Below are 21,135 nucleotides of genomic sequence, written 5' to 3'. Positions count from 1 at the left end.
AATGAAAATTATTTGGACTGAATTTGCAATTCAAAATCTTAAAGCTATTTTTGAATATTACGCCGTTAAAGCTGGTCGAAAAGTAGCTCATAAATTACGAAAGCAAATATTTGAGTCCACAAAACATTTAATTCAAAATCCAGAATCAGGACAGCTTGAATTTTATCTTGAACATTTAAATAAACATTACAGATATATTTTAAGTGGAAATTTTAAAATCATTTACCGAGTTGAAAACAATCAAGTGATAATAAATGATATTTTCGATGCCAGACAAAATCCAATTAAAATGATGGATGAAAAGCGTAAAAGATAGTGATAAAACAAAAAAAGAGAAACCTCGCAGTGTCTCTTTTTTATATTCTATCCAAATTTCTTTTTTCTTAACCAGAAAAATAATCCTCCTAAAAATCCGATAATTGCTAAAGGAAGCAGCAAATTCAGGTATTGCCAGTTTGTTCTTTCGTCGGTGATTCTTTTGCGGTCGAGAAGACGTTCTTCGATGTTTCTGTTTCTCAGTTCCATCAGATTGCTGTCGTCGAGAAGATAATCTAAAGCATTTCTCAGGAATTGCTCGTTACCAAACTGTTCCTCCGTCAACATATCAACACCTAAAGGTAAAGCCTGTCCTTTAATGACTTTATTTCTGCCAACATCTCCGTCTGCAATCACAATCATTTTGTTTTCAGGACTTGAAGCTTTAAACCCCGGATAAGATTTTCTTTCAATTCTTGAAGCATAAGCAGAATTAAATTTCCCTTCCAACGCTACTGCAAAAATCTTTGGTGTGCTTGGTTTTTCCATCTGCCCGAGACTGTCGACACTTGCAATCTCTTTCAGCTCAACATAATTTGGAACCTGCTTTAATAAAGTTCTTTCGCTTGATTCAAATAAAACATGAGTTTTAAACTTTCTTCCGCCCAAAGTATCAATGGATGTAGGAAATTCTAATTTTACAGGATTAATATTTTTGGTGATCGGATGATCATGCTCTGCAATTCCCAAAGGAAAATAAGGCCAAGGAAGACTTGTGTATTGTGCGTTTCCTCCTACTTCACCGGTCACTAATTTTAAAAGTGCATATTTTTTCACATCTTTTACCAAAGCCGGATTGATTCTTAAACCATAATTAAAAAAGAAATCCGTCATGTTGATATCAACTGGGAAAGGCATTACTTTTTTAGACTTCGTCAAAGTATCCATTTCAGCATTTACCGCATCAATCATCCAAAGCGTTTTTCCACCGTTCATGATGTACTGATCCAAAATTACTTTTTCATTATCTGTGAAAGCTTTTCTAGGTTTTGCAATCACCAAAGCGCTCATTTGTTTCAATAAGGGAACGTCTGCCTGAGTGATTTCCACATTGTTTTTGGGAACAATCGGACCTGCATCATAGCTTTCCGTTGCCAGTCTCATAAAACTTTCAAATTCTGTCGGACTCAATTCATCCTGGTTTACCAAAATCCCAACTTTTTTTCTCTTATTTGTAGCAACAGCTTTAATATTCGAAACTAAATTATATTCTAAATTTTCAATTGATTTTCTTAATTGTTCATCTGCATTAATATTCGACTGCTGTACGACCAAAGGAATAGAAATTCCGCCACCATTATATTTTACCACCGCATAAGGAAACAGATAAATCTGGGTAACTTTTCCATCTTTAAAATCCGGAAGAACCGAAGGCTGCATCCCCATTGCCATCAATGTATCCTGAGACATTTTGGTTTTCATGGGATCGATGAATTTAAAATCGATTTTCGGATTGATCTTTCTGAATTCTTCGAGCATAAATTTCGTTTCACTCTGAAGCTGCTTAAAACTTGCAGGAAAATCGCCTTCCAGATAAACATCAACGGTTAAAGGTTTTTTAATTGATTCTAAAACTCTTATTGTGCTGTCTGAAAGGGTATATCTTTTTTCTTTGGTTAAATCTAATCTGATGCCCGAAAACGCAAGAACCAGCGTAATAACAAAAGTTGCGATCAATAAAATGGCAAACGGAGATTTTAGGTTAATCTTCTTCATGTTTTTACTTCTTTTTATTGATAAAATGATTAGATAATGTTAATGTAAAACCGATGATGAATACAAAATAAGCAACATCTTTGAAATCGATAAGACCTCTTGTAAAGCCTAAGAAATGCTGATAAAAACCTATATTCTGTAAAATAAAATCTGCTCCGCCCAATAATTTATAACTTGCCAACTGCTCAATCCCGAAATACATGATGAAACACATAAAAACTCCCAAAAGATAAGCCATAATCTGATTCTGCGAAAGCGATGAAGCCAAAATTCCAACTCCGGAAAATGCCGCAATCAGAATAATTAATCCAAAATAACTTCCGAAAGTCATACCCATATCGATATTTCCTTCCGGAACTCCCAAAACGTAGATCGTGTAGAAATAAATCAGTGAAGGAATCAGGCATAAAATTCCAACAACCCAAACTGAAAGAAATTTTCCTGCAACCAAATCTGAAACTTTCAGAGGTTGGGAAAATAACCAGTTTAAAGTTCCTGTCTGCTGTTCTTCTGCAAAAGTTTTCATCGACAACGCCGGAATAATAAACATCAGTAACCAGGGAACCAGAACGAAATAGCTCTGTAAAGACGCCAATCCGATATCGAAAATATTAGAATCATTCTCGAAAAAAAACAGAAACAAAGTCATGATCAGACTGAATGCCGCAATGATAATCCATGCGCTCCAGTTCCCGAAATAACTCCAAAGTTCTTTTTTAAATATTGCAATCATAGTTTTATTGTAAAATGTTGTCAGTTGATTGTTGTTAGTGTTATATTCTTTCGATCAACCATAAACCAACAGCTATCAACCAATCATTAGTTTTTCTTTTTGCTTTTATTCACCAGTTTCACCGTCATCATGATTAAAAATACCAAAACGAAAAATCCGGTAATTAATTGCCACCAATATTCGATGACCTGATATTTTAATATAACGGTAAAAACGACCAAAAATAAAATAAAAGTGGCAATTTCATTTGCCTGTCTCAGTTTTAAATTGGCAGTTTGTAAAGTTTTTCCGTTGAGTTGGGTTAAATGTTTTACTTTTTTCCAGCACCAGTAATGGTAAATTGCCAAACCGATGAGGAAAGTCAGTTTTAAATGAAACCAAGGCATTTTCATTAAACCGGTATTCAGAAATATCATGACTAAACCACAAACAGCCATGATGATTCCTGCAGGAACGGTGATGATATTCCATAATCTTCGAGCCATGAATATATATTGCTCTCTCAGAATCGACTTTTTTTCATCTGAAAAAGCATCGGTATCTTTATAATACACAAAAATTCTTACGAGATAAAAAATTCCTGCAAAATAACTGACCATAAAAATAATGTGTAACGCCTTGATGATGGTGTAAAGCATCGTAAAAATTTGTGTGCAAAGATAGTTTATTTCAGAAAAAAAGTGAATTTTATATCCGGAAATGATGATGAAAAAGAGATTATTTAGAGTATTTTAAAATTTAAATATAAGTTTCATATCAATATTAAAATTAAAAAGCAGATCTGAGCCTTCATGATTCAACAGATAGTCAAAAGGCAAACCATCAATTGGCGGATCATTCGGCATTTTGCCATCCATATTGGTGTAAGAAATCTTTCTCTGCCTTAATCCAAAACCTATTTTGGGCATAAAACCAAACCATGATGTCTTTTTATGAAGTAAAATACTATAGTTGATGTTGAATCCGTATTTTATTCTATTATAATTTGAAGAAGTGAAAGAATAATAGTCTTCATTTCTGTCATAATAATTTCCTGAGACGTTTTTTCCGAAATGATTTAGATAAAACGCTTCGGCAGAAACGAAATGCTTTAACCTTGATTGAGGAGCCAAGCTATAAAATACTTCGGGTCTAATCTCAAAAATTCTGCTTTTACCATCAAAATCACCAATCTTTATAGGAGTTAAACCGTCTGTACCATAAGCTACTTCACCACCAATCCACCATCTTTCTGATAATTTCCGAATATAGCCAACATTATATCGTTGATCACGCAAAGGTGCAAAAACACTTACTGTTATCATTGATTTATAATCTCCGGACTGAGCGAAAAACGGGCTCGAAAAAACATAAATAAAAACTAGAAGTAGATATTTTTTCATAAAATATAATGAGCAGATTAATCTTCTAAAAATAACATAAATCCTGATTCAGAAAGAAAATAATTTCATTTAAAAAATCATTTTTGAAAGGAAATACTATCAACTTTCTTTCCGTCGGCGTACTTCTTAATGTATTTCAATTTTCCGGTTTCATCATAATATTTCCAATCGCCAAAGTAATACCAATGTCTCTGAGCATCTGAAATATCAAGTTTCGATTGCCCTCTTTCCATGACTTTACCATTTGGAAAATAAAGTTTTGTTTTAGTAACAGATTTTCTGATGTTATCTTTCTGATAGAGTTTATCCTGAAAGGTAGTTTTCCAGACCCCTACTTTTTCGCCTTTTTTATATTTCCCGACAGCAATTAAAGTTCCCTGATCTGAAGAATACTCTTCCTTCCATTTTCCATGACGTTTTTGTGTATTATTAGGAAACTTCACATATTGATTCATCTCAGTTTTGCAAGAAACGAAAACAAAAAAGGATAACACGATGAGTAATATATTTTTAAACATAAAAAAACAGAATTTCTGTAAATATAGAAATTCTGTTTTATTCTACAATTGTAGAAGTGTTTATTTTTTAAGAAATCACACCTAATTCTTTTCCTACTTTCTCAAAAGCAGTAATTGCTTTATCTAAATGTTCTCTGGTATGCGCTGCAGAAAGCTGTACTCTGATTCTTGCTTTCTCTTTTGGGACAACCGGATAAAAGAAGCCAATCACATAAATTCCTTCATCCATCAGTTTTTCCGCCATTTTTTGTGCTAATTTTGCATCATACAACATGACAGGAACAATTGCAGCGTCTCCATCCGGAATATCAAAACCTTTAGATTTCATTTCTGTTCTGAAATATTCTGCATTTTCCATTACCGTATCACGAAGTGAAGTGTCGTCTGAAATCATTTCTAAAACTTTCAAAGCCGCACCCACAATTCCGGGAGCCAAAGAATTTGAAAATAAATATGGTCTTGAACGCTGTCTCAGCATATCGATGATTTCTTTTTTACCTGAAGTAAATCCACCTAAAGCACCACCCAAAGCTTTTCCTAACGTTGAAGTAATAATATCTACTCTACCCATCACTTCGTTGGCTTCATGAGTTCCACGACCAGTTTTCCCAATAAATCCGGTAGCGTGAGAATCATCCACCATTACCAAAGCATCGTACTTATCTGCTAAATCACAAACTCCTTTCAAATCTGCAACAATTCCGTCCATTGAAAAAACTCCGTCTGTAACGATGATTTTGAAACGGTGATTTTTTTCGGAAGCCGCAATTAACTGGGCTTCCAAATCTGCCATATTGTTGTTTTTGTAACGGTATCTTGCTGCTTTACAAAGACGAACTCCGTCAATAATTGAAGCGTGATTCAATTCATCAGAAATAATAGCATCTTCTTCAGTAAATAAAGGTTCAAAAACCCCTCCGTTTGCATCAAAACAAGCCGCATACAGAATGGTATCTTCAAGACCTAAAAATTCAGCAATTTTTTCTTCCAGTTGCTTGTGAATATCCTGAGTTCCGCAGATAAATCGTACCGAAGACATTCCGTAACCGTGAGACCCAATCATTTCCTGTGAAGCTTTCATTACTTCAGGATGGTTTGACAATCCCAAATAATTGTTTGCACAGAAGTTCAGCAATTTTTTTCCATTAGCTTCAATTTCGGCACTTTGCTGAGAAGTGATGATTCTTTCTTTTTTAAAAAGTCCGTCGTTTTCGATGTTTTTCAGTTCGTTCTGTAGATTTTCAAGATATTTTCCGGAGATCATTATAATTAAATTTAGTTGCGCTAATTTAATAAAAACACATCAAACGAAACACTTTTGAAAATCTTTATTGATTTTTTAAATTTAAATCTTTGTATAAATTAAAACCTATTAGTCCACAATATTTGTAGGATAATATTTATATTTGAATTTTAAAATTGAACCATAATGAAATTGACACAGGTAAAAAGCGTTGAAAATATAACATCAGAAGAATTTATTTCGAATCATATGAAAACCTGTAAACCAATAATTATCAAGGATTTTGTAGAACATGAAAGCCCCGCTTTTCAAAAATGGAATTATGACTATTTTAGAGAAATCGCAGGAGAAACCAAAGTGAATGTGTATGGAAGTGAACTCGAATCCATCGACAGAGTAGCAAGTCAACCTGTAGCGCAAACTACTTTTTCAGAATATTTAGATTTAATCAGTACAAAAACTACTGAATATCGTTTGTTTTTATTTAATCTTTTAAGCATTAGACCCGAACTTAAAAATGATCTTCAATATAGAGATCTTACAAAGGGAAAAGTTTTGAAATGGCTTCCCTTTATGTTTTTTGGCGGAAAAGGATCGATTACGAGAAATCATATTGACATTGATATGTCTCATGTTTTTATCACTCAATTTCAGGGTATTAAAAGAATCTGGCTTTTTCCCTGGGAGCAATCTGACTTAATGTATAAACTACCTTACAACTTTCACAGTTTGGTCAATCTTCAGGAAGCCGATTATGAAAAATATCCGGCTTTGGAATTTTTAAATGGTTATGAAGCTGTGATTAAACCGGGAGAAACACTATATATTCCTTCAGGTTGGTGGCATTATATTCAATATGAAACAGAAGGTTATTCTGTATCAGTTCGTGCCCTGCCTTCAAGTTTATTGGAAAAATGGCGAGGTTTCAAAAATTTAGTCATCATTAGACATTTTGATAATGCAATGAGGAAAATTTTTCAAGAAAAATGGTTTAATTATAAAGTAAAAATTGCCAATAAGCGCGCTGAAAGAGCAATAAAAAGGACTGTTTGAGTTGAACGCTGGAAGTTCGATGTTAAATAAGGCTTCAATTCAACAATTTTTTCGAAATAAATTTGTCTTTATTTCTGTAATAACATCCTGCTTCCCGTTTCTCCCTATTTCTTGATAAATTTTTTAGTAAATTCTGATGTAGCAGTTTTTATCTTAATCGTATAAATTCCACTTATTAAGTCTGAAACATTTAAAATTTTTCCGTTAGAAATTCCACCTTCCTGGATATTCTTAATCAAACTTCCTTTTGCATCAAAAATTGTAATAAAACTGATTTTTTCTTCTGTTTCAATATTCAATTTTTCAGCCGTCGGATTAGGGTATATTTTTATTGATTCTTTTTTTGTGATTTCAGAAGCAGAAAGTGCTGAAAGATTATTAATCTGAATATTATCAACTCTGAAACCTGAACCAAAATCATCATAAACGAAATCGATAACCTGTACGTTTTTATTCGTTCCCAAAGTTCCTGAATAAATTTGTGCACCATTCATAAAATACTGTAAAGTATTAGTAGACTGCTTAATAACAATTTTCAAATTATACCATTGATTTTCTGTAAGAACCGGCCCGTCAACAAAACCTGTAGCATTTCTGTAACTTAAAACTCCTGTAAGATAATCTATTCTGAAAGCAGCTGTATAATCTGAAATTAATGCATTGTTGTAAATTGCAATTTCGTAATCTGAGAATTCAAGATCCGAAAAACTGTAATCAAAAGAAACCTCTACATCACCACTTGTCACCAAACTTGTGATATTTTTTTCAATCCCGCAAACATCCTGAACAGTTTCACCGCTGATCATATTGAAAGACCGGGTTCCGTCTGTAGAATTTGAATTGATAACCTGCGCATATGCTGCAGGAAGTCCGCCCCAAAGTGTCCAGCCTTGTTGACCTCCCAAATTTCCAACCGTATATCCTTCACTGCTTTCAAAAGATATTTTTTGCATCTGCGCTTTGGTGTAAAACGCTCCAAATGACATAAATGCCAGTAAAGTAGATAGAGTTTTTCTCATAGAAATATTAATTATTAATGAATCAGCAACTTATGATTTTATAAAATACAAAAGTAGTATGTTATTTTAATAATTCAAATATTTCTTATTATATTTATTTAATAATCAGTTTTAATATATTATGAATTCTATATTACTAAATATTAATATTATTTTTAAAAATAAATACAATAGAGACGATACATAAATTTGCTATTAGCCAAAATATTTTAAACAAGTAAAAGCTTTCAAAATGAAAGCTTTAGATAATATATGAATGAGATTTTACTTTTTCACGTCAATTTTTCTAGAATACGCCATGTAATGATTTATTTGCCTGTGTATTTTCATTAAACGCTGCAAAGGAAAGTTTTAAAATAACCTCTGTTTTTAAAGTATTTTAAACCGATAAATTATTTTATTCTTTCACAAATTTTAAATTCAAATTATTGATCATAATAAAATAAACTCCTTTTTCCAACACCGTAATATCAATCTTCTGGTCGGCTTTTCCTTTTTTTACCAATCTTCCGTCAGCTGTGAAAATCTGATAATCTGTTTCATTTTTTAGACCCGAAATAAATAATTCATTCTTTGCAGGATTCGGATAAATGTTGAAATCCTGGTTTTTAATATCTTTTACGCTTAAACTATTATCCTGTACAACCGTAGAATTTTTCTCTAAAATCTGATATTCGTAATTAAACTGAACAGTTGCGATTGGAAAACTCACAGTTTCGTTAAAATATTGGTTGTTTGAAGTATTGTTTAAAGCAAAAAAAGCAGTTTGCCCGCCTGTTCCTGTGACTTTAATCGGCAATGGCATTTCAAAAAAGCTTACTGAAGAATGACTTTGTGTTTGTGAAGCTTTAAAAATGACCTGATTTCCGGTTTGTTTCCACCGTATATCATACGTAGGATAACCTTGTCCATAAATCCAGTCATTAAAAAATTCTGTGAAATTTATACCGGTTGAAGTTAAAAAAGAAGCACTTAAATCTGAAGTTTTCACATAATTATAAGCTAAATTCGGTCTTGCATGATAATCTTTTAAAGCCTGATAAAATACAGTATCACCTAAAATCCATTTCATCATTCTTACCACGTAGCCGCCTTTCGAATACGTTAATCTGCCATTGAAAATAGTACCGACACTTCCCAAATTACTGTCTGCAACATACACACTTCCCCCTGTATCGCTTGTAATATAATTTTTTTCGCCTAAAAGATAATTCAGAAATTCAGTATTCGTCATAACCAATTTTTCGTAAGCAACATGCTCTCCAAAAGTGGCAAAACCTTCATTTAGCCAAATGTCATTCCATACGCCACAAGTAACTTTATCTCCAAACCATTGATGTGCTAATTCATGGGCAATCAACTGTTTGCTCCAACCTCCCATTGAAGACATGGTTTGATGCTCCATTCCGCCTCCTGCTGTGAATTCCATATGACCGTATTTTTCATTTCGGAAAGGATAGACTCCAAAATAGGTTTCGAAAGTGTTCATGACCGTTTTTGTCCACTCAATATTGGCCATACTTCCAGCATCCGCATTCGTCGAAGGATATAGATAGTTTACAAATGGAAATGGCGGAGTTCCCATTGTATCATTTAATTTAACAAAATTTGTAATTGACAGCGCCACCAAATATGCCGCTACAGGATACTGTGTTCTCCAGAAAGTACGTTTCTGCCCGTTTCCTAAAATCGTTTCCGACATCAGTTTACCATTGGAAGCAACACTATATTGAGCCGGAGTGGTTACTTTTATATCAAATTTTTCAATCTTATCGTTTAAACTTTGCTTCGTAGGAAACCAATCCTGTGCACCATAAGGTTCACTTAAAGTAGCTAGAACGGCAGTTCCGCTTTGGGTATTGGTAAAAAAAGAATTATTTGCAGCAGAAGGAGCACCATTATATTGAATCGTAAGTGAATCTAAAACATTTGCAGCCAAAGCTGATGTAAAATTAATTTTTATTTCCTTTGTTGATAGCTGTTGAAAAGTAAGATTCTGACCATGATAATTAACCTGAGACACATTCATGTTATTATTTAAATCAAAATAAATACTGCTGATTGCCTGATTCGGTTTAAAATGAGAAGTGACGGAACCCGAAATGTTATAAACAGCAGGATCAATAGAAACATCCATTCTTTGGTACTGCAAATCGTAGTTTAAAGTATTGGGATTGATATTTCCTGCAGCCATTTTTGCCGCATAAGATTTCATTTCTTTTTTGATTAAACCTTTCTTTTCGATATTCTCATTTTCATATTGAGCCGAAAAAGTATGAAAAGCAAAGATGCTTAAGCATAAAAGGTAAACATTTCTCATAGTCAGATAATTAGGGAATAAAGATAAAAAAAACCTTTCAATCGGAGATCAAAAGGTTTATATATGAAATTAAAAATTTTTATAAGTCTAAAGCCGGTTTCAGAATTGCTTCCATTTTGCTTTTTACCTGACCAACAGATCCAGAATAATTATTAACCATCAATGAAAAACAAAGCGTTCTTCCAGAGTTGGTTTTTAAATATCCTGCCAAAGTTTTCACTTTATTTAAAGTTCCTGTCTTCGCAAAAACCTGTCCGTTTCCTTCAGTTAAAAACATACTTTTCAATGTTCCGGATTGTCCACCGATTGGTAAAGAATTGAAATACGTTTTGTAATGCTTTTCATCCATCAAAGAAGTCAAGAATTTCACCTGAGAAATTGGTGTTACGTGATTGCTTCTGGATAAACCGCTTCCATCCATATAATTTAAGCCTTCCAGATCAAAAGCAATATCTTTCAGGTGACTATTTACAACCATTCTTCCTGATTCTGAAGTCTGGTCACCCATTTTAAAGTAACCCACCGTTTTTAATAAAGCTTCGGCTAATGAATTATCACTTCTTTGATTTGTATAATAGATAATATCACCCAAAGTCGGAGATTTGTAAGCAGCAATCATTTTTCTGGCTTCCGGTGAAGATTCTGTGATTTTAGGCGTTACTTTTCCGGTAACTGCCACTCCACTTTTCACCAAGCTTGCTTTGAAAGAATTTGCTAAAAAAGCCGGTGCATCTGGTAATTTTGTAGTTAAAGTTCCATTTCCGTCATATTTCTCAGCATACACCATTTGATTGGCATATGGTGAAACATAAAAATATTTTTTATCTTCGGCTGAATTCATTGATTTTTTTACGATCAGTTTTTCATTTGCCGGATTAATTTCACGGGTTGTACCAACAGGAAGATAGTAATTATTGCTTTCTAGCCACACAACATTTTCCGGAAGTCTCGAAATATTACCTTTGAAAAGCGCTGTCTGAATAATAATATCACCATTTACCTTTTTGATGCCTTCGCGTGAAATACCGCCTGCAAAATCTGAAACAATATCTTTGTAAGACCAGGCTCCTGCTTTGTTGGTTCCCAAACTCGGGTCGCCACTTCCTACAATGTAAAGATTACCATTTAAAGTTCCGTTCTCGTCGATTTCTCCCGAATATTCCAATTGCGTCATCCAACGGTAGTTTTCACCCAACATACTCATTGCAGTTTCGGTGGTTAAAAGTTTCGTTGTAGAAGCAGGAACAAGCGGAGTTTTTTCGTTATACGAAGAAATTACCTTCTTCGTTTTCGGGTCGTAAACTACAAATCCCCAAGTTGCGTTTTTCAGCACCGGATCTGCCATCATCGTGTTGACACTGATATCTACAAGTTCCTTAGGCGACAAAATAGCTTTCTCCACATACGCAGCCGGCGAAGGAAGGTTTAAGCCAATTTTTGAATTGTCGTGATTCTGAGAGTAAAGAACTGTAGAAACGGTCGATTGAGCAAGGAGAAAACCAGTAGTCAAGACCGTAATACCTGAAATATATTTTCTGAAATTTACCATCTAATTTTTCTTTTTGTCATATTTTTTGGATAGTTAAAAAAACGATTGGTTAAATCATCAATAAAAACCCAAACATATAATCAACGCCCAAATGTAGAAATTATTGTTGTAGGGTAGTTCAGTAGACTGTTATAAAACAATATAAAGTTTGTTAAATTTTGTTAAAAATCTACAAATATATCTTTTTTAATACTTTGATATGCAGTGATTTCGTCAAATTCTTTTAAACTTAATAAAACCAAACCTTTAAATTTCTCATAGTTTTTACCTCTCGGAAGCTTTAGTAAAATCTGGAATTGATATAAATTGTTTAGTCGTGCAATCTGTGCTCTTTCAGGACCCAATATGCAATCTTCGGGAAGATATTTTCTTAAAATTGAGCCTAAAAACTGTGAAGCACGATTCACTTTATCGTCTCTTCGGTGTTTCAGTTCGATCATGATTAATTTTGTGAAAGGCGGATAATTGAATTTTTGTCTTTCTGTGAGAAAATATTTATAAATTTTAGAAATATTATTCATTTTAATCAACTGAAAAACAGAATGATCAGGATTAAAAGTCTGAATTAAAATTCTGCCTTTTCCGGAAACCCTTCCCGCTCTTCCGGAAACCTGAGTGATTAATTGATAGGCTCTTTCTTCTGCTCTAAAATCCTGCACATATAGCATAGAATCCGCTTTTGGAATTGCCACCAATTCGATATGATCAAAATCCAGACCTTTTGAAATCATTTGAGTTCCGACGATGATATCGGTTTCCCTGTCCTCGATTTTCTCGTATAATTTTTCGTAAGCAAACTTTTTCCGCATAGAATCAACATCCATTCTGTCGACTTCACTTTCAGTAAAAATTTTTGAAATTTCTTCATGTATCTGCTCTACTCCCACTCCTCTTTCGTTCAGGTTTTCAGAATAACATTTTGGACAGGCTTTCGGTTTTGACGCTCTCTGTCCGCAATAATGACATTTCATTTCATTGGCAGCTTTGTGATACGTCATTACCACATCACAATTGGAGCAGTAATTGACGTAACCGCAAGATTCACATTCCAAAACACTGGCATAACCTCGTCGGTTGTGAAGAATCATCGTCTGATTTTTCTCTTCTAAAGTTTTTTTGATTTCATCAATTAGTCTCAAAGAAAAGTTACCCGAAACTTTCTTGGAATCCTGGGCTTCTTTAAAATTTATCAGTTCGAATTCAGGAAGCTTTACATTTCCGAATCTTTCATTTAGAAATACATATTTTAATTTTTCTTTTCGGGCTAAATAATAACTTTCCACAGAAGGTGTTGCCGAACCTAAAATCACATTTGCACCATAAAAATTCGCCACAACCAAAGCTGCATCTTTCGCATTGAAAAACGGAGAAACTTCTCTCGGTTTATATCCGGAATCATGCTCTTCATCCACCACAATCAACCCTAAATTCTGATACGGCAAAAACAGAGAATTTCTTGTCGCAATAAGGATTCTAATGTCGTTATTTTTAATTCTTCTCCAGACTTCAACCTTTTCAAAATCAGTTAGTTTCTGATGATAAAAACCAAGCTGCCTTCCGTATTTTTTTTCTAACCGCTGAGTAATTTGTTTCGTTAAAGAAATTTCAGGAAGCAAAAACAACACATTTTTACCTTTCGAAATACATTCTTCAATTTTCTCTAAATAAATATGCGTTTTTCCGGATGACGTAACGCCATGAAGCAAAACATTTTTACCTTCCTCAAAGGCTTCATCCACTTCAGTTTTTGCAGATTTCTGAATTTCTGTAAGCTCTTCAACCTCTTCAATTTCACCTTCGTAACTTTCAATACGGTCTTTCTGCATGTAATATTCTTCAACAAGATTTTTATCTGCCAAAGATTTAAAATGTGATCCGGCAAAATACCCGTCTTCAAACAATTCTGATTTTTTAATAAGCAAATCAGGATTTTCGGTCTGTTTTTCTAAGATATGAAGAAAAAGGTCTTTCTGTTTCTGTGCTCTTTTTAGACTTAAAAGAACCTCGGTAAGATTATTATTTTTTAAAACCTCATCAGTGATTTTCACATAAGCAACTTCTTTTGCTTTGTATTTTTCAGCAATTTTTTCATCAATTTCAATGTATTGTAAATCAATCAGTGAATTGATGGTTTTAATAATATCTTTTTTAGGAATAAAAGCTTCGATATCTGTCAAATTAATCAGCTGTCGCACTTCCAATGCCTGAATAAGGTACATTTCGTTGACATCCAGATTCTCAAATTCAACAGTAACGTTTGGCTTTAATTTAAGATAAGTTTCACTTTCCAGTTTTAAAGAAGACGGAAAAGCAAATCTGTAAATCTCACCCAAATTGCACAAATAATAATCTGAAAGCCACTTCCAGAACTTAATTTGTTCTGACGGCAAAATAGGCTGTTCGTCTAAAATACTGATGACTTCCTTCGGATCAAATTGGGTCGGTTCTTCATCGTGCAGCTCAAAAACAATTCCAGTGTAGATTTTTTTTCCGCCAAACTGCACCAAAACCCTCATCCCGGGTTGGATTGTTGAAAATAATTCTTCAGGAACTTTATAAGTAAAAGTTCCTTTTAAATTGAGCGGTAAAATAATCTGAGCGTACTGCAAGGGAATAATTAAAGTGTAAAATTAGATTTTTCTTTATTTAAACACAAAAAAGTTATGTTGGTTTTTTAATAATTAAAATTTGTATTAAAATATTCATAAATTAAATAAGTCAGACATTCCTAATAAATTTCTAATTCAAAAAAACTTTATCTTTGCGACTATGATTTTACGAGGAGAAAACTTAATTAAAGAATACGGTCCCAAAAAAGTTGTAAAAGGCGTTTCTGTACAGGTTCAGCAGGGAGAAATTGTAGGTTTGCTTGGTCCGAACGGAGCCGGAAAAACCACTTCATTTTATATGATCGTAGGTTTGGTGAAGCCTACTTCAGGAAAAATTTTCCTCGATAAACAGGAAATCACAACCGATGCGATGTATCGCCGTGCCCAAAAAGGTATTGGTTACCTTGCTCAGGAAGCTTCTATTTTCAGAAAACTATCTGTGGAGGAAAACATTATGGGTGTTTTACAACTGACAAAACTCTCAAAAAGAGAGCAACAGATAAAATGTGATGAGCTGATTGAGGAATTTTCTTTGCAACACGTTCGTAAAAACAGAGGAGATCTTCTTTCCGGAGGGGAAAGACGTAGAACCGAGATTGCAAGATGTTTGGCAACCGACCCGAGTTTCATTCTTCTGGATGAGCCTTTTGCGGGGGTTGACCCGATTGCTGTGGAAGATATTCAGAAAATTGTAAGAAGTTTAACCGATAAAAACATCGGAATTCTGATTACCGACCATAATGTACAGCAAACTTTAGCCATCACCAACAAGACCTACATTATGTTTGAAGGAAAGATCCTGAAAGAAGGTCTTCCTGAAGATTTGGCAAATGATCCACAAGTAAGAGAGGCGTATTTGGGAGAAAACTTCGTTTATCAAAGTATTTTTGACAAGCCGAGTAAAAAAAGTTATGCGTATAATATTTGGGCTGGAAATTTCGATTCTAAATCTCAATTGCAGAGTTTTGTAGAGGAAAATTTTGCTCAGTTTGATGATTTAAGATTGATGTATGGTTTTGAAGACATCAGTTTTTCGTCACTCGTAAATTCTGAAATTCAGCATATTTTTAATGATGTTGTTGATAAAAACGCCAATAATTCTTTTGTTTTCCAGAAAAAAGAAATCAACTCCAATTATTCTTTGGAGCAAGCAGAAGCAAATTCTAAAGCAGCAAGCAAAAATGAATTACATTATCTGACGACGTATGTTTTTGAGGGGTAAAATGTAATTAATTCTTGCAAAAAATGTTATTTAAAAATTTATTTAATAAAAAGAAAACTACCATTTATTCTAAAACAAACGGTCTTTCTAAAATTGAATATGTTGAAAAACATCAACTCGAAAGCCTTTTTACATTATTACATCAAGCTGAAGATTTGATTCAAGCAGTTGCTTCAACAAATTCAGACATAAAATTCTTAAAGTTTAAAAATATTTTTATTGAGGAAATTTATGAAGTAGAAGGAGACAATATTGCAGAATTTACAAAGATTTGGAATTGGTTTAAACCAAATAAAGAATGGAGCGAATTTACTGGATCTAAAGGAATTGAACTAGGTTCTCAGATTTTTGATATTGTAGCTACCTGGAAATTAGATGATGATTTTATTCCCGGAACTAAAGTTTTATTGAACAATGAATATGGAGTAGTTCTTGATAAAACAAATCATTGTAATGCCGGAATAATCAGATGGGATACAGAAAAAGAAGTAGATGTAGAAAATTGGATTGGTATGTTTGGAACATTTATACAAATTGGAGGAATAATTATTACTCAAAATTATCAGTTTAAGTTTATTAATGATGATGGCAGTTTAAAAAATCATAATTAAAGTATCTCTATTAATTTTACATGTAAAAAATTATTAAAGCACTAATCTTAATGATTCACATCCGTAAAGCTAAAAAAATCTCAAGCATAGAAATTCTTAACAAATTAACTGCCTTAAAGGTTCAAAAAAGTTTTCATCGAATAGCCTAAAGTACTTGCTGAAAAATTTAATAGAACGTACCTTTTTTTCACAGAAACGGTACGTTTTTCATTTAAACTAAATCATGGCAAAACCTTTTAACAGAAAAGTTACTTTATTCGGGATTTACAAACAGTTTTTACTTCTGTAAAACCTTAACTGTTGTTGATTTTATTTTTCAACTAATTCACTTATAACAATATAACATCTCGATTATCTTTTATATAAATAATATTTGTAAATTTGAATATAAGAATACTAAATGGACATTCAAAGCAGAAAATTAGAATTTATTCAGGAGTTTTTGAAGGTAAAAAATGAGGAATTGATCTCTCGCCTGGAAAAATTATTGAAAACGAATAATGAAGATGAGTTTATTTCATTTACAATTGATGAATTTAACTCAAGAATTGATGAATCTATGCAAGATTCTAAAAATGAAAGCATTATTGAATCTAATGAATTACTTTCTGAAATTAAGCAATGGCAATAAAAATATTCTGGACAGATTTTGCAAAAAAAGAATTAAGGAAAATTTTTAGGTATTACAGAGAAAAAACAAGCTTACAGATCGCTCAAAATTTAGTTGAAGGAATCGTTTTAAAAACAAACTCACTAGAATTTCAGAGTAAAATTGGACAAAAAGAAGAACTTTTACATGACCAAAAACAAGAATTCAGGTATTTAGTTTTTAAAAGTTACAAAATCATTTATTGGTTTAACAAAGAAAAGAAACGGATTGAAATAGTGGATGTTTTCGATGTTAGGCAATATCCTGAAAAAATAACAAGAAGCAAATAGCTGGAATTTATACTTTATAAATTTTCCATCCTAAAAAATTTAATAGAACGTACCTTTTTTTCACAGAAACGGTACGTTTTTCATTTAAAATAAATCATGGCAAAACCTTTTAACAGAACAGTTACATTATTCGGGATTTACAGGCAGTTGGTTCCATTCATAAAACCTTACCGGCCGATGATTTACGGAACTTTGTTTCTCACTTTTCTTGGTGCTTTGGCAGCTCAGGTAAACCCTTTAGTTTTAAAATATACGGTGGATGAAGTGACAAAACTAACTCATTTACCCAATCCGATGCGGAAAGGAATTCATATTTTAATTCTCATTTCGATTATTTTATTGGGAAAAGAATTGCTGAATATCTTCATCAATTTCGGACAAAAATTCTATGGTGAGAAAATCAGGATAAATGTAAGTTCAGTTTTGGCACAATCGGCAATTGACAAGATTCTTACGTACAGAGTTGCTTATTTCAATGATGAAAATCATGCATCCGGAAAACTGCAGACAAGAATCGACCGTGGAATTGAAAGTTTAACAAGACTCGTTCAAAATTTTTTCATCGATATGCTTCCGTTGTTTTCAAATGCATTTATAGCTTTGATTATTATGTATTTGCAGAATGTTTACGTCGGTTTGGTTTCTACGGTTATAGTTCCCATTTACTTTTATATAAGCTCGTTACAGGCTAAAAAATTGGGTGGCGTAAGAAGAAGGTTGAGAAATCAGCGTGAACAGAAAACTTCAGGACTTTTAAATTTAATCAATTCCATTATGGTAATTAAAAGTTTTGTCCGCGAAAAATTTGAAGGCAAAAAACAGTACGATCTGCAAATGCAGTTGATGGACAGCCAGATGTTTACACGAAAAACGAGTTTCATTTATGACGGTTTAAAAACATTTATCGAGCAGTTTGGAGTTGTTTTAATTATTCTTCTGACGGTTTATCTCGTTTTAGACCAAAAGATGACCATCGGTGCAATCATGCTCCACATTATGCTTTTTAATAATGTTTCGTCTCCCATTCGTCAGCTTCACAGAATTTATGATGATATGAACGATGCGATGATTTATGCGGAAGGTTACTTTGAGATTTTAAATGCCGAAAACGAAGAAGAACCCAACGGAACTTTTGTAGAAAATAAAATTCAGGGTAATTTTGAACTTAGAAATGTGGATTTTACTTATCCAAATGGAACAAAAGCACTCAACAATGTTTCGATGACTTTTGAAAACGGAAAAACTACTGCTTTAGTCGGATTGAGTGGTGCCGGAAAATCAACAATTATCAATCTTTTGTGTAAATTTTATCTTCCCGATTCTGGTGAAATTATTTTAGATAAAGTTAATTTAAGCCAATACAACAACACTTTTTTGCGTGACGATTTAGGATTGGTATTACAGAAAAACCACATTTTCCAGGGAAGTATTGAAGACAACATCCGTTACGGAAATATGAATGCAGGTTTTGAAGAAATCGAAGAAGCTGCAAAAAAAGCATATCTTCACGAACAAATTTTAGATCTTCCTGAACAGTATCAGCACGATGCCACCCAACTTTCCGGAGGACAACAGCAGAGAATTGCCATCGCAAGATTATTTCTGAAAAATCCACCTATCATTTTCCTTGATGAGCCAACTGCAAGTTTGGACGCCATCGCAACGGAACAGATTAAAAATTCTTTGGATGCCATAAAAGAAGGCAGAACTGTTGTGATTATTTCACATTCTCTTTCACAGATCTTAGATTCAGATAAAATTTATGTCATGAAAAAAGGACATGTTGTAGAAAGCGGAACTCACGATGAACTGGTACAGATGAATGGAACTTACAAAGAAATTTTTGATGCTTCCGCAAGGAGTTTGAATCTGGATAAATTGATCAATACATTTAAGAATTAATGTAATAATTTACCGATAATTTGAACCAATAAGTTATTTTAGTTGATAAGATTTTTTTAAGTTTCAGATAAATCTGAATTAAGCAGTTCGCTTAATGAATATCTTCAGATAATTTCTTAACCCAACTTAACAACTTAATACATCTTAATGGGTTTAAAAATTTTCAGACCACATTTGTATAATAATGAACGACCATTACCTAAAAAAACTCGACCGCGTTACCGCCATTCTTACACAACTGCAATCAAAACCGATTGTAAGAGCACAGGATTTGGCAGAAAAATTTGAGGTGAGCGTAAGAACTATTTACCGTGACGTAAAAACTCTGGAAAATGCAGGGATTCCCATTATTGGCGAGGCCGGAAGCGGATATTCTCTGATGGATGGCTACAAACTTCCACCCGTCATGTTCACTAAAGAAGAAGTTCTAAGTTTTATTACCGCCGAAAAACTGATGCAGAAATTTTCACACGAAAGTCTGGGAAATCATTATCAGACCGCAATGGAAAAAGTACGTTCGGTGTTGAGAAATTCAGATAAAAACTTAATTCAAAACATTGAAAATCAAATTGGAATTTACAATTACAATCCGAAAAAAGAAGACACGATAAAAAATATTATTCCCACAATTCTGGAAAGTATTGCAGAAAAGCAGCAGATTTTAATAGAATATAAAACAGTTGACGACAAAATTTCTAAAAGAACAATTGAAGTTGTCGGTGTATTTTTTGAATTCAATTATTGGTATATGATTGCTTATTGTACGCTGAGAAATGATTTCAGACAATTTAGAATCGACAGAATTTTAAGCATCACAAAAACTCAAAACCCTTATTTCCAGGAATACGGACAAATTAATGACTATCGCCAAAATCCCAATGGAAATAAAACCATCGTGAAACTTTTGGTTGATCCCAAAATTATCGGACATCTCAATAATTCAAAAGTTTACTATGGTTTAACTGAAGAAAAAGAAACTGAAAACGGAACAGAAATGACTTTTGAAACCGATTGGATCGACGAAGGATTTCCCCGTTGGCTCATCACTTTCGCCGACTACGCCAAAATCATCGAACCTGAATTTTTGAAAATAACCATAAAAGATTTAATCTCAAAAGTTTCAAAAAATCTTTAAATTTAAAATATTCGTTAATTCGTGGTTGAAAAAAATCTCCCACGGAGTCCACAGATCTTCACAGATTTTAAATCTGTTTCATCTTCAAAATCTGTGAGAGATAATAAAAATATTCTCTATCATCCGTGTAAATCTGGGAAATCTGTGGGAGAAATTATTTGTACATTCGTGGCGACATTAGAATCTTTCCCAGAAAAACGGGGGTTCAATTCCCAAAGCTCTTAAATAGGTAAAGCCCTGTCCACGATGATGAACTTCATTGTCAATAAAATAGAGAATATTCTGATACACCGGAAATTCATATTGCCCGAATAAATTGAATGTTTCCTGAAATCTTTCTTCAGAGATCTGATTGAAATAATGGTTGATTACTTCCGTTTCAGAATCCCATTTTGCGAGAAGTTCCTCTTTGGTTTTTGGTTTAAAAGCTTCTTCAGAAAACTCTTCAACTTGTGCGTCTACGATTCCTTTCAAAGCCGGACCTGCAATGCTTATTAATTCCACTGCCAATTTGGCAAAAGGTCTCATTCCACCAATTGAAAATTCAAATAATTCTTTCTCAGGAAAAGCTTCGATTACTCTCCTCGTCAAGTTTCTGTGACCTTGCCAATGTTCTAATAACTGTGCTGTAGAAATAAAATTCTTAGTTGCTGTTGCGGTAGTTGTCATAACGTAATTTGTTTTATTTGTTAATGTTGATACAAAGGTAATCACGGTTTATGACAACAGTTTGTCAGTAGGATTTTAAAGTTTGAAAAAATGTTTTTGAAATTTTTAAAATAAATACATATTTCTCACGTTACAATGATATCCTATACACAAATGTTTTAATTGCAAATAATGTAGAGGTAGATAAATTTTTGAATCAG

18 protein-coding genes and 1 pseudogene are annotated in these 21,135 nt (G+C 33.2%); 8 read left to right on the top strand and 11 right to left on the bottom strand.

All coding sequences use genetic code 11. The features are described from left to right. Nucleotide 1: 1 nt before the first annotated feature. Nucleotides 2–316: a type II toxin-antitoxin system RelE/ParE family toxin gene (locus ACOOWA_RS03135; protein WP_421373157.1), complete on the top strand. Its 315-nt coding sequence runs from the start codon at nucleotides 2–4 to the stop codon at nucleotides 314–316. Nucleotides 317–363: 47 nt separating this feature from the next. On the opposite strand, the gene gldG is transcribed toward ACOOWA_RS03135, so the two are convergent. From gldG to kbl, 6 genes are all read right to left on the bottom strand, one after another. Further along, nucleotides 364–2,031, bottom strand: a complete 1,668-nt coding sequence (gldG, locus tag ACOOWA_RS03130; protein WP_421373155.1) for a gliding motility-associated ABC transporter substrate-binding protein GldG — start codon at nucleotides 2,029–2,031, stop codon at nucleotides 364–366. 4 nt (nucleotides 2,032–2,035) lie between these two features. Continuing rightward, complete coding sequence (locus ACOOWA_RS03125; protein WP_421373154.1) at nucleotides 2,036–2,764, bottom strand: ABC transporter permease subunit; 729 nt, start codon at nucleotides 2,762–2,764, stop codon at nucleotides 2,036–2,038. Nucleotides 2,765–2,850: 86 nt separating this feature from the next. Then, entirely contained in the window at nucleotides 2,851–3,402 is a 552-nt protein-coding gene (locus tag ACOOWA_RS03120) for a CopD family protein (RefSeq protein WP_421373153.1), read from the bottom strand. Nucleotides 3,403–3,495: 93 nt separating this feature from the next. Next, the gene (locus ACOOWA_RS03115) at nucleotides 3,496–4,146 is read right to left on the bottom strand and encodes a hypothetical protein (RefSeq protein WP_421373151.1); all 651 of its coding nucleotides are present in this window, start codon (nucleotides 4,144–4,146) and stop codon (nucleotides 3,496–3,498) included. Nucleotides 4,147–4,223: 77 nt separating this feature from the next. Continuing rightward, a complete protein-coding gene (locus tag ACOOWA_RS03110; RefSeq protein ID WP_421373150.1) occupies nucleotides 4,224–4,664 on the bottom strand; it encodes a hypothetical protein in 441 nt (146 codons plus the stop codon). A 67-nt stretch (nucleotides 4,665–4,731) separates the two neighbouring features. Continuing rightward, the gene (gene kbl / locus ACOOWA_RS03105; RefSeq protein ID WP_421373149.1) at nucleotides 4,732–5,928 is read right to left on the bottom strand and encodes a glycine C-acetyltransferase; all 1,197 of its coding nucleotides are present in this window, start codon (nucleotides 5,926–5,928) and stop codon (nucleotides 4,732–4,734) included. A 165-nt stretch (nucleotides 5,929–6,093) separates the two neighbouring features. Between kbl and ACOOWA_RS03100 the strand changes: the two genes are divergently transcribed. Continuing rightward, on the top strand, nucleotides 6,094–6,960 hold the full coding sequence (locus tag ACOOWA_RS03100; protein WP_421373148.1) for a cupin-like domain-containing protein: 867 nt from the start codon (nucleotides 6,094–6,096) through the stop codon (nucleotides 6,958–6,960). Nucleotides 6,961–7,064: 104 nt separating this feature from the next. Here ACOOWA_RS03100 and ACOOWA_RS03095 read toward each other — a convergent pair whose 3' ends face one another. From ACOOWA_RS03095 to priA, 4 genes are all read right to left on the bottom strand, one after another. Then, nucleotides 7,065–7,979, bottom strand: a complete 915-nt coding sequence (locus ACOOWA_RS03095) for a T9SS type A sorting domain-containing protein (protein WP_421373146.1) — start codon at nucleotides 7,977–7,979, stop codon at nucleotides 7,065–7,067. A 397-nt stretch (nucleotides 7,980–8,376) separates the two neighbouring features. Beyond that, nucleotides 8,377–10,299, bottom strand: coding sequence for a M1 family aminopeptidase (locus ACOOWA_RS03090; RefSeq protein ID WP_421373144.1), 1,923 nt, complete (start codon nucleotides 10,297–10,299; stop codon nucleotides 8,377–8,379). 79 nt (nucleotides 10,300–10,378) lie between these two features. Beyond that, nucleotides 10,379–11,848, bottom strand: a complete 1,470-nt coding sequence (gene dacB / locus ACOOWA_RS03085; protein ID WP_421373142.1) for a D-alanyl-D-alanine carboxypeptidase/D-alanyl-D-alanine endopeptidase — start codon at nucleotides 11,846–11,848, stop codon at nucleotides 10,379–10,381. Between the two features lie 161 nt (nucleotides 11,849–12,009). Beyond that, nucleotides 12,010–14,457, bottom strand: coding sequence for a replication restart helicase PriA (gene priA / locus ACOOWA_RS03080; protein WP_421373140.1), 2,448 nt, complete (start codon nucleotides 14,455–14,457; stop codon nucleotides 12,010–12,012). Between the two features lie 160 nt (nucleotides 14,458–14,617). Here priA and lptB point away from each other — a divergent pair. The 6 genes and pseudogenes from lptB to ACOOWA_RS03050 form a co-directional block, all read left to right on the top strand. Continuing rightward, nucleotides 14,618–15,343: pseudogene (gene lptB, locus ACOOWA_RS03075) on the top strand (LPS export ABC transporter ATP-binding protein); the annotation flags it as partial. A gap of 359 nt (nucleotides 15,344–15,702) precedes the next feature. After that, complete coding sequence (locus ACOOWA_RS03070; RefSeq protein WP_421373138.1) at nucleotides 15,703–16,290, top strand: hypothetical protein; 588 nt, start codon at nucleotides 15,703–15,705, stop codon at nucleotides 16,288–16,290. A 400-nt stretch (nucleotides 16,291–16,690) separates the two neighbouring features. Further along, on the top strand, nucleotides 16,691–16,921 hold the full coding sequence (locus ACOOWA_RS03065) for a hypothetical protein (RefSeq protein ID WP_421373136.1): 231 nt from the start codon (nucleotides 16,691–16,693) through the stop codon (nucleotides 16,919–16,921). Beyond that, nucleotides 16,912–17,229 (top strand): type II toxin-antitoxin system RelE/ParE family toxin, encoded by a 318-nt coding sequence (locus tag ACOOWA_RS03060; RefSeq protein WP_421373134.1) that lies wholly within the window; start codon nucleotides 16,912–16,914, stop codon nucleotides 17,227–17,229. Before ACOOWA_RS03065 ends, ACOOWA_RS03060 begins: the two co-directional genes overlap by 10 nt. A 177-nt stretch (nucleotides 17,230–17,406) precedes the next feature. Next, nucleotides 17,407–19,131: an ABC transporter ATP-binding protein gene (locus tag ACOOWA_RS03055; protein WP_421374636.1), complete on the top strand. Its 1,725-nt coding sequence runs from the start codon at nucleotides 17,407–17,409 to the stop codon at nucleotides 19,129–19,131. Between the two features lie 184 nt (nucleotides 19,132–19,315). Beyond that, on the top strand, nucleotides 19,316–20,266 hold the full coding sequence (locus tag ACOOWA_RS03050) for a helix-turn-helix transcriptional regulator (protein ID WP_421373132.1): 951 nt from the start codon (nucleotides 19,316–19,318) through the stop codon (nucleotides 20,264–20,266). A 177-nt stretch (nucleotides 20,267–20,443) separates the two neighbouring features. Here the strand turns inward: ACOOWA_RS03050 and ACOOWA_RS03045 are convergent, their stop codons facing one another. Continuing rightward, complete coding sequence (locus ACOOWA_RS03045) at nucleotides 20,444–20,935, bottom strand: DinB family protein (protein WP_421373131.1); 492 nt, start codon at nucleotides 20,933–20,935, stop codon at nucleotides 20,444–20,446. Between the last annotated feature and the right edge of the window lie 200 nt (nucleotides 20,936–21,135).

Source organism: Chryseobacterium sp. GP-SGM7 (genome assembly GCF_049166575.1).
Classification (GTDB): Bacteria; Bacteroidota; Bacteroidia; order Flavobacteriales; family Weeksellaceae; genus Chryseobacterium.
Note: the sequence above shows the minus strand (reverse complement) of the source record. Positions and strands in the feature narration are given on the sequence as shown.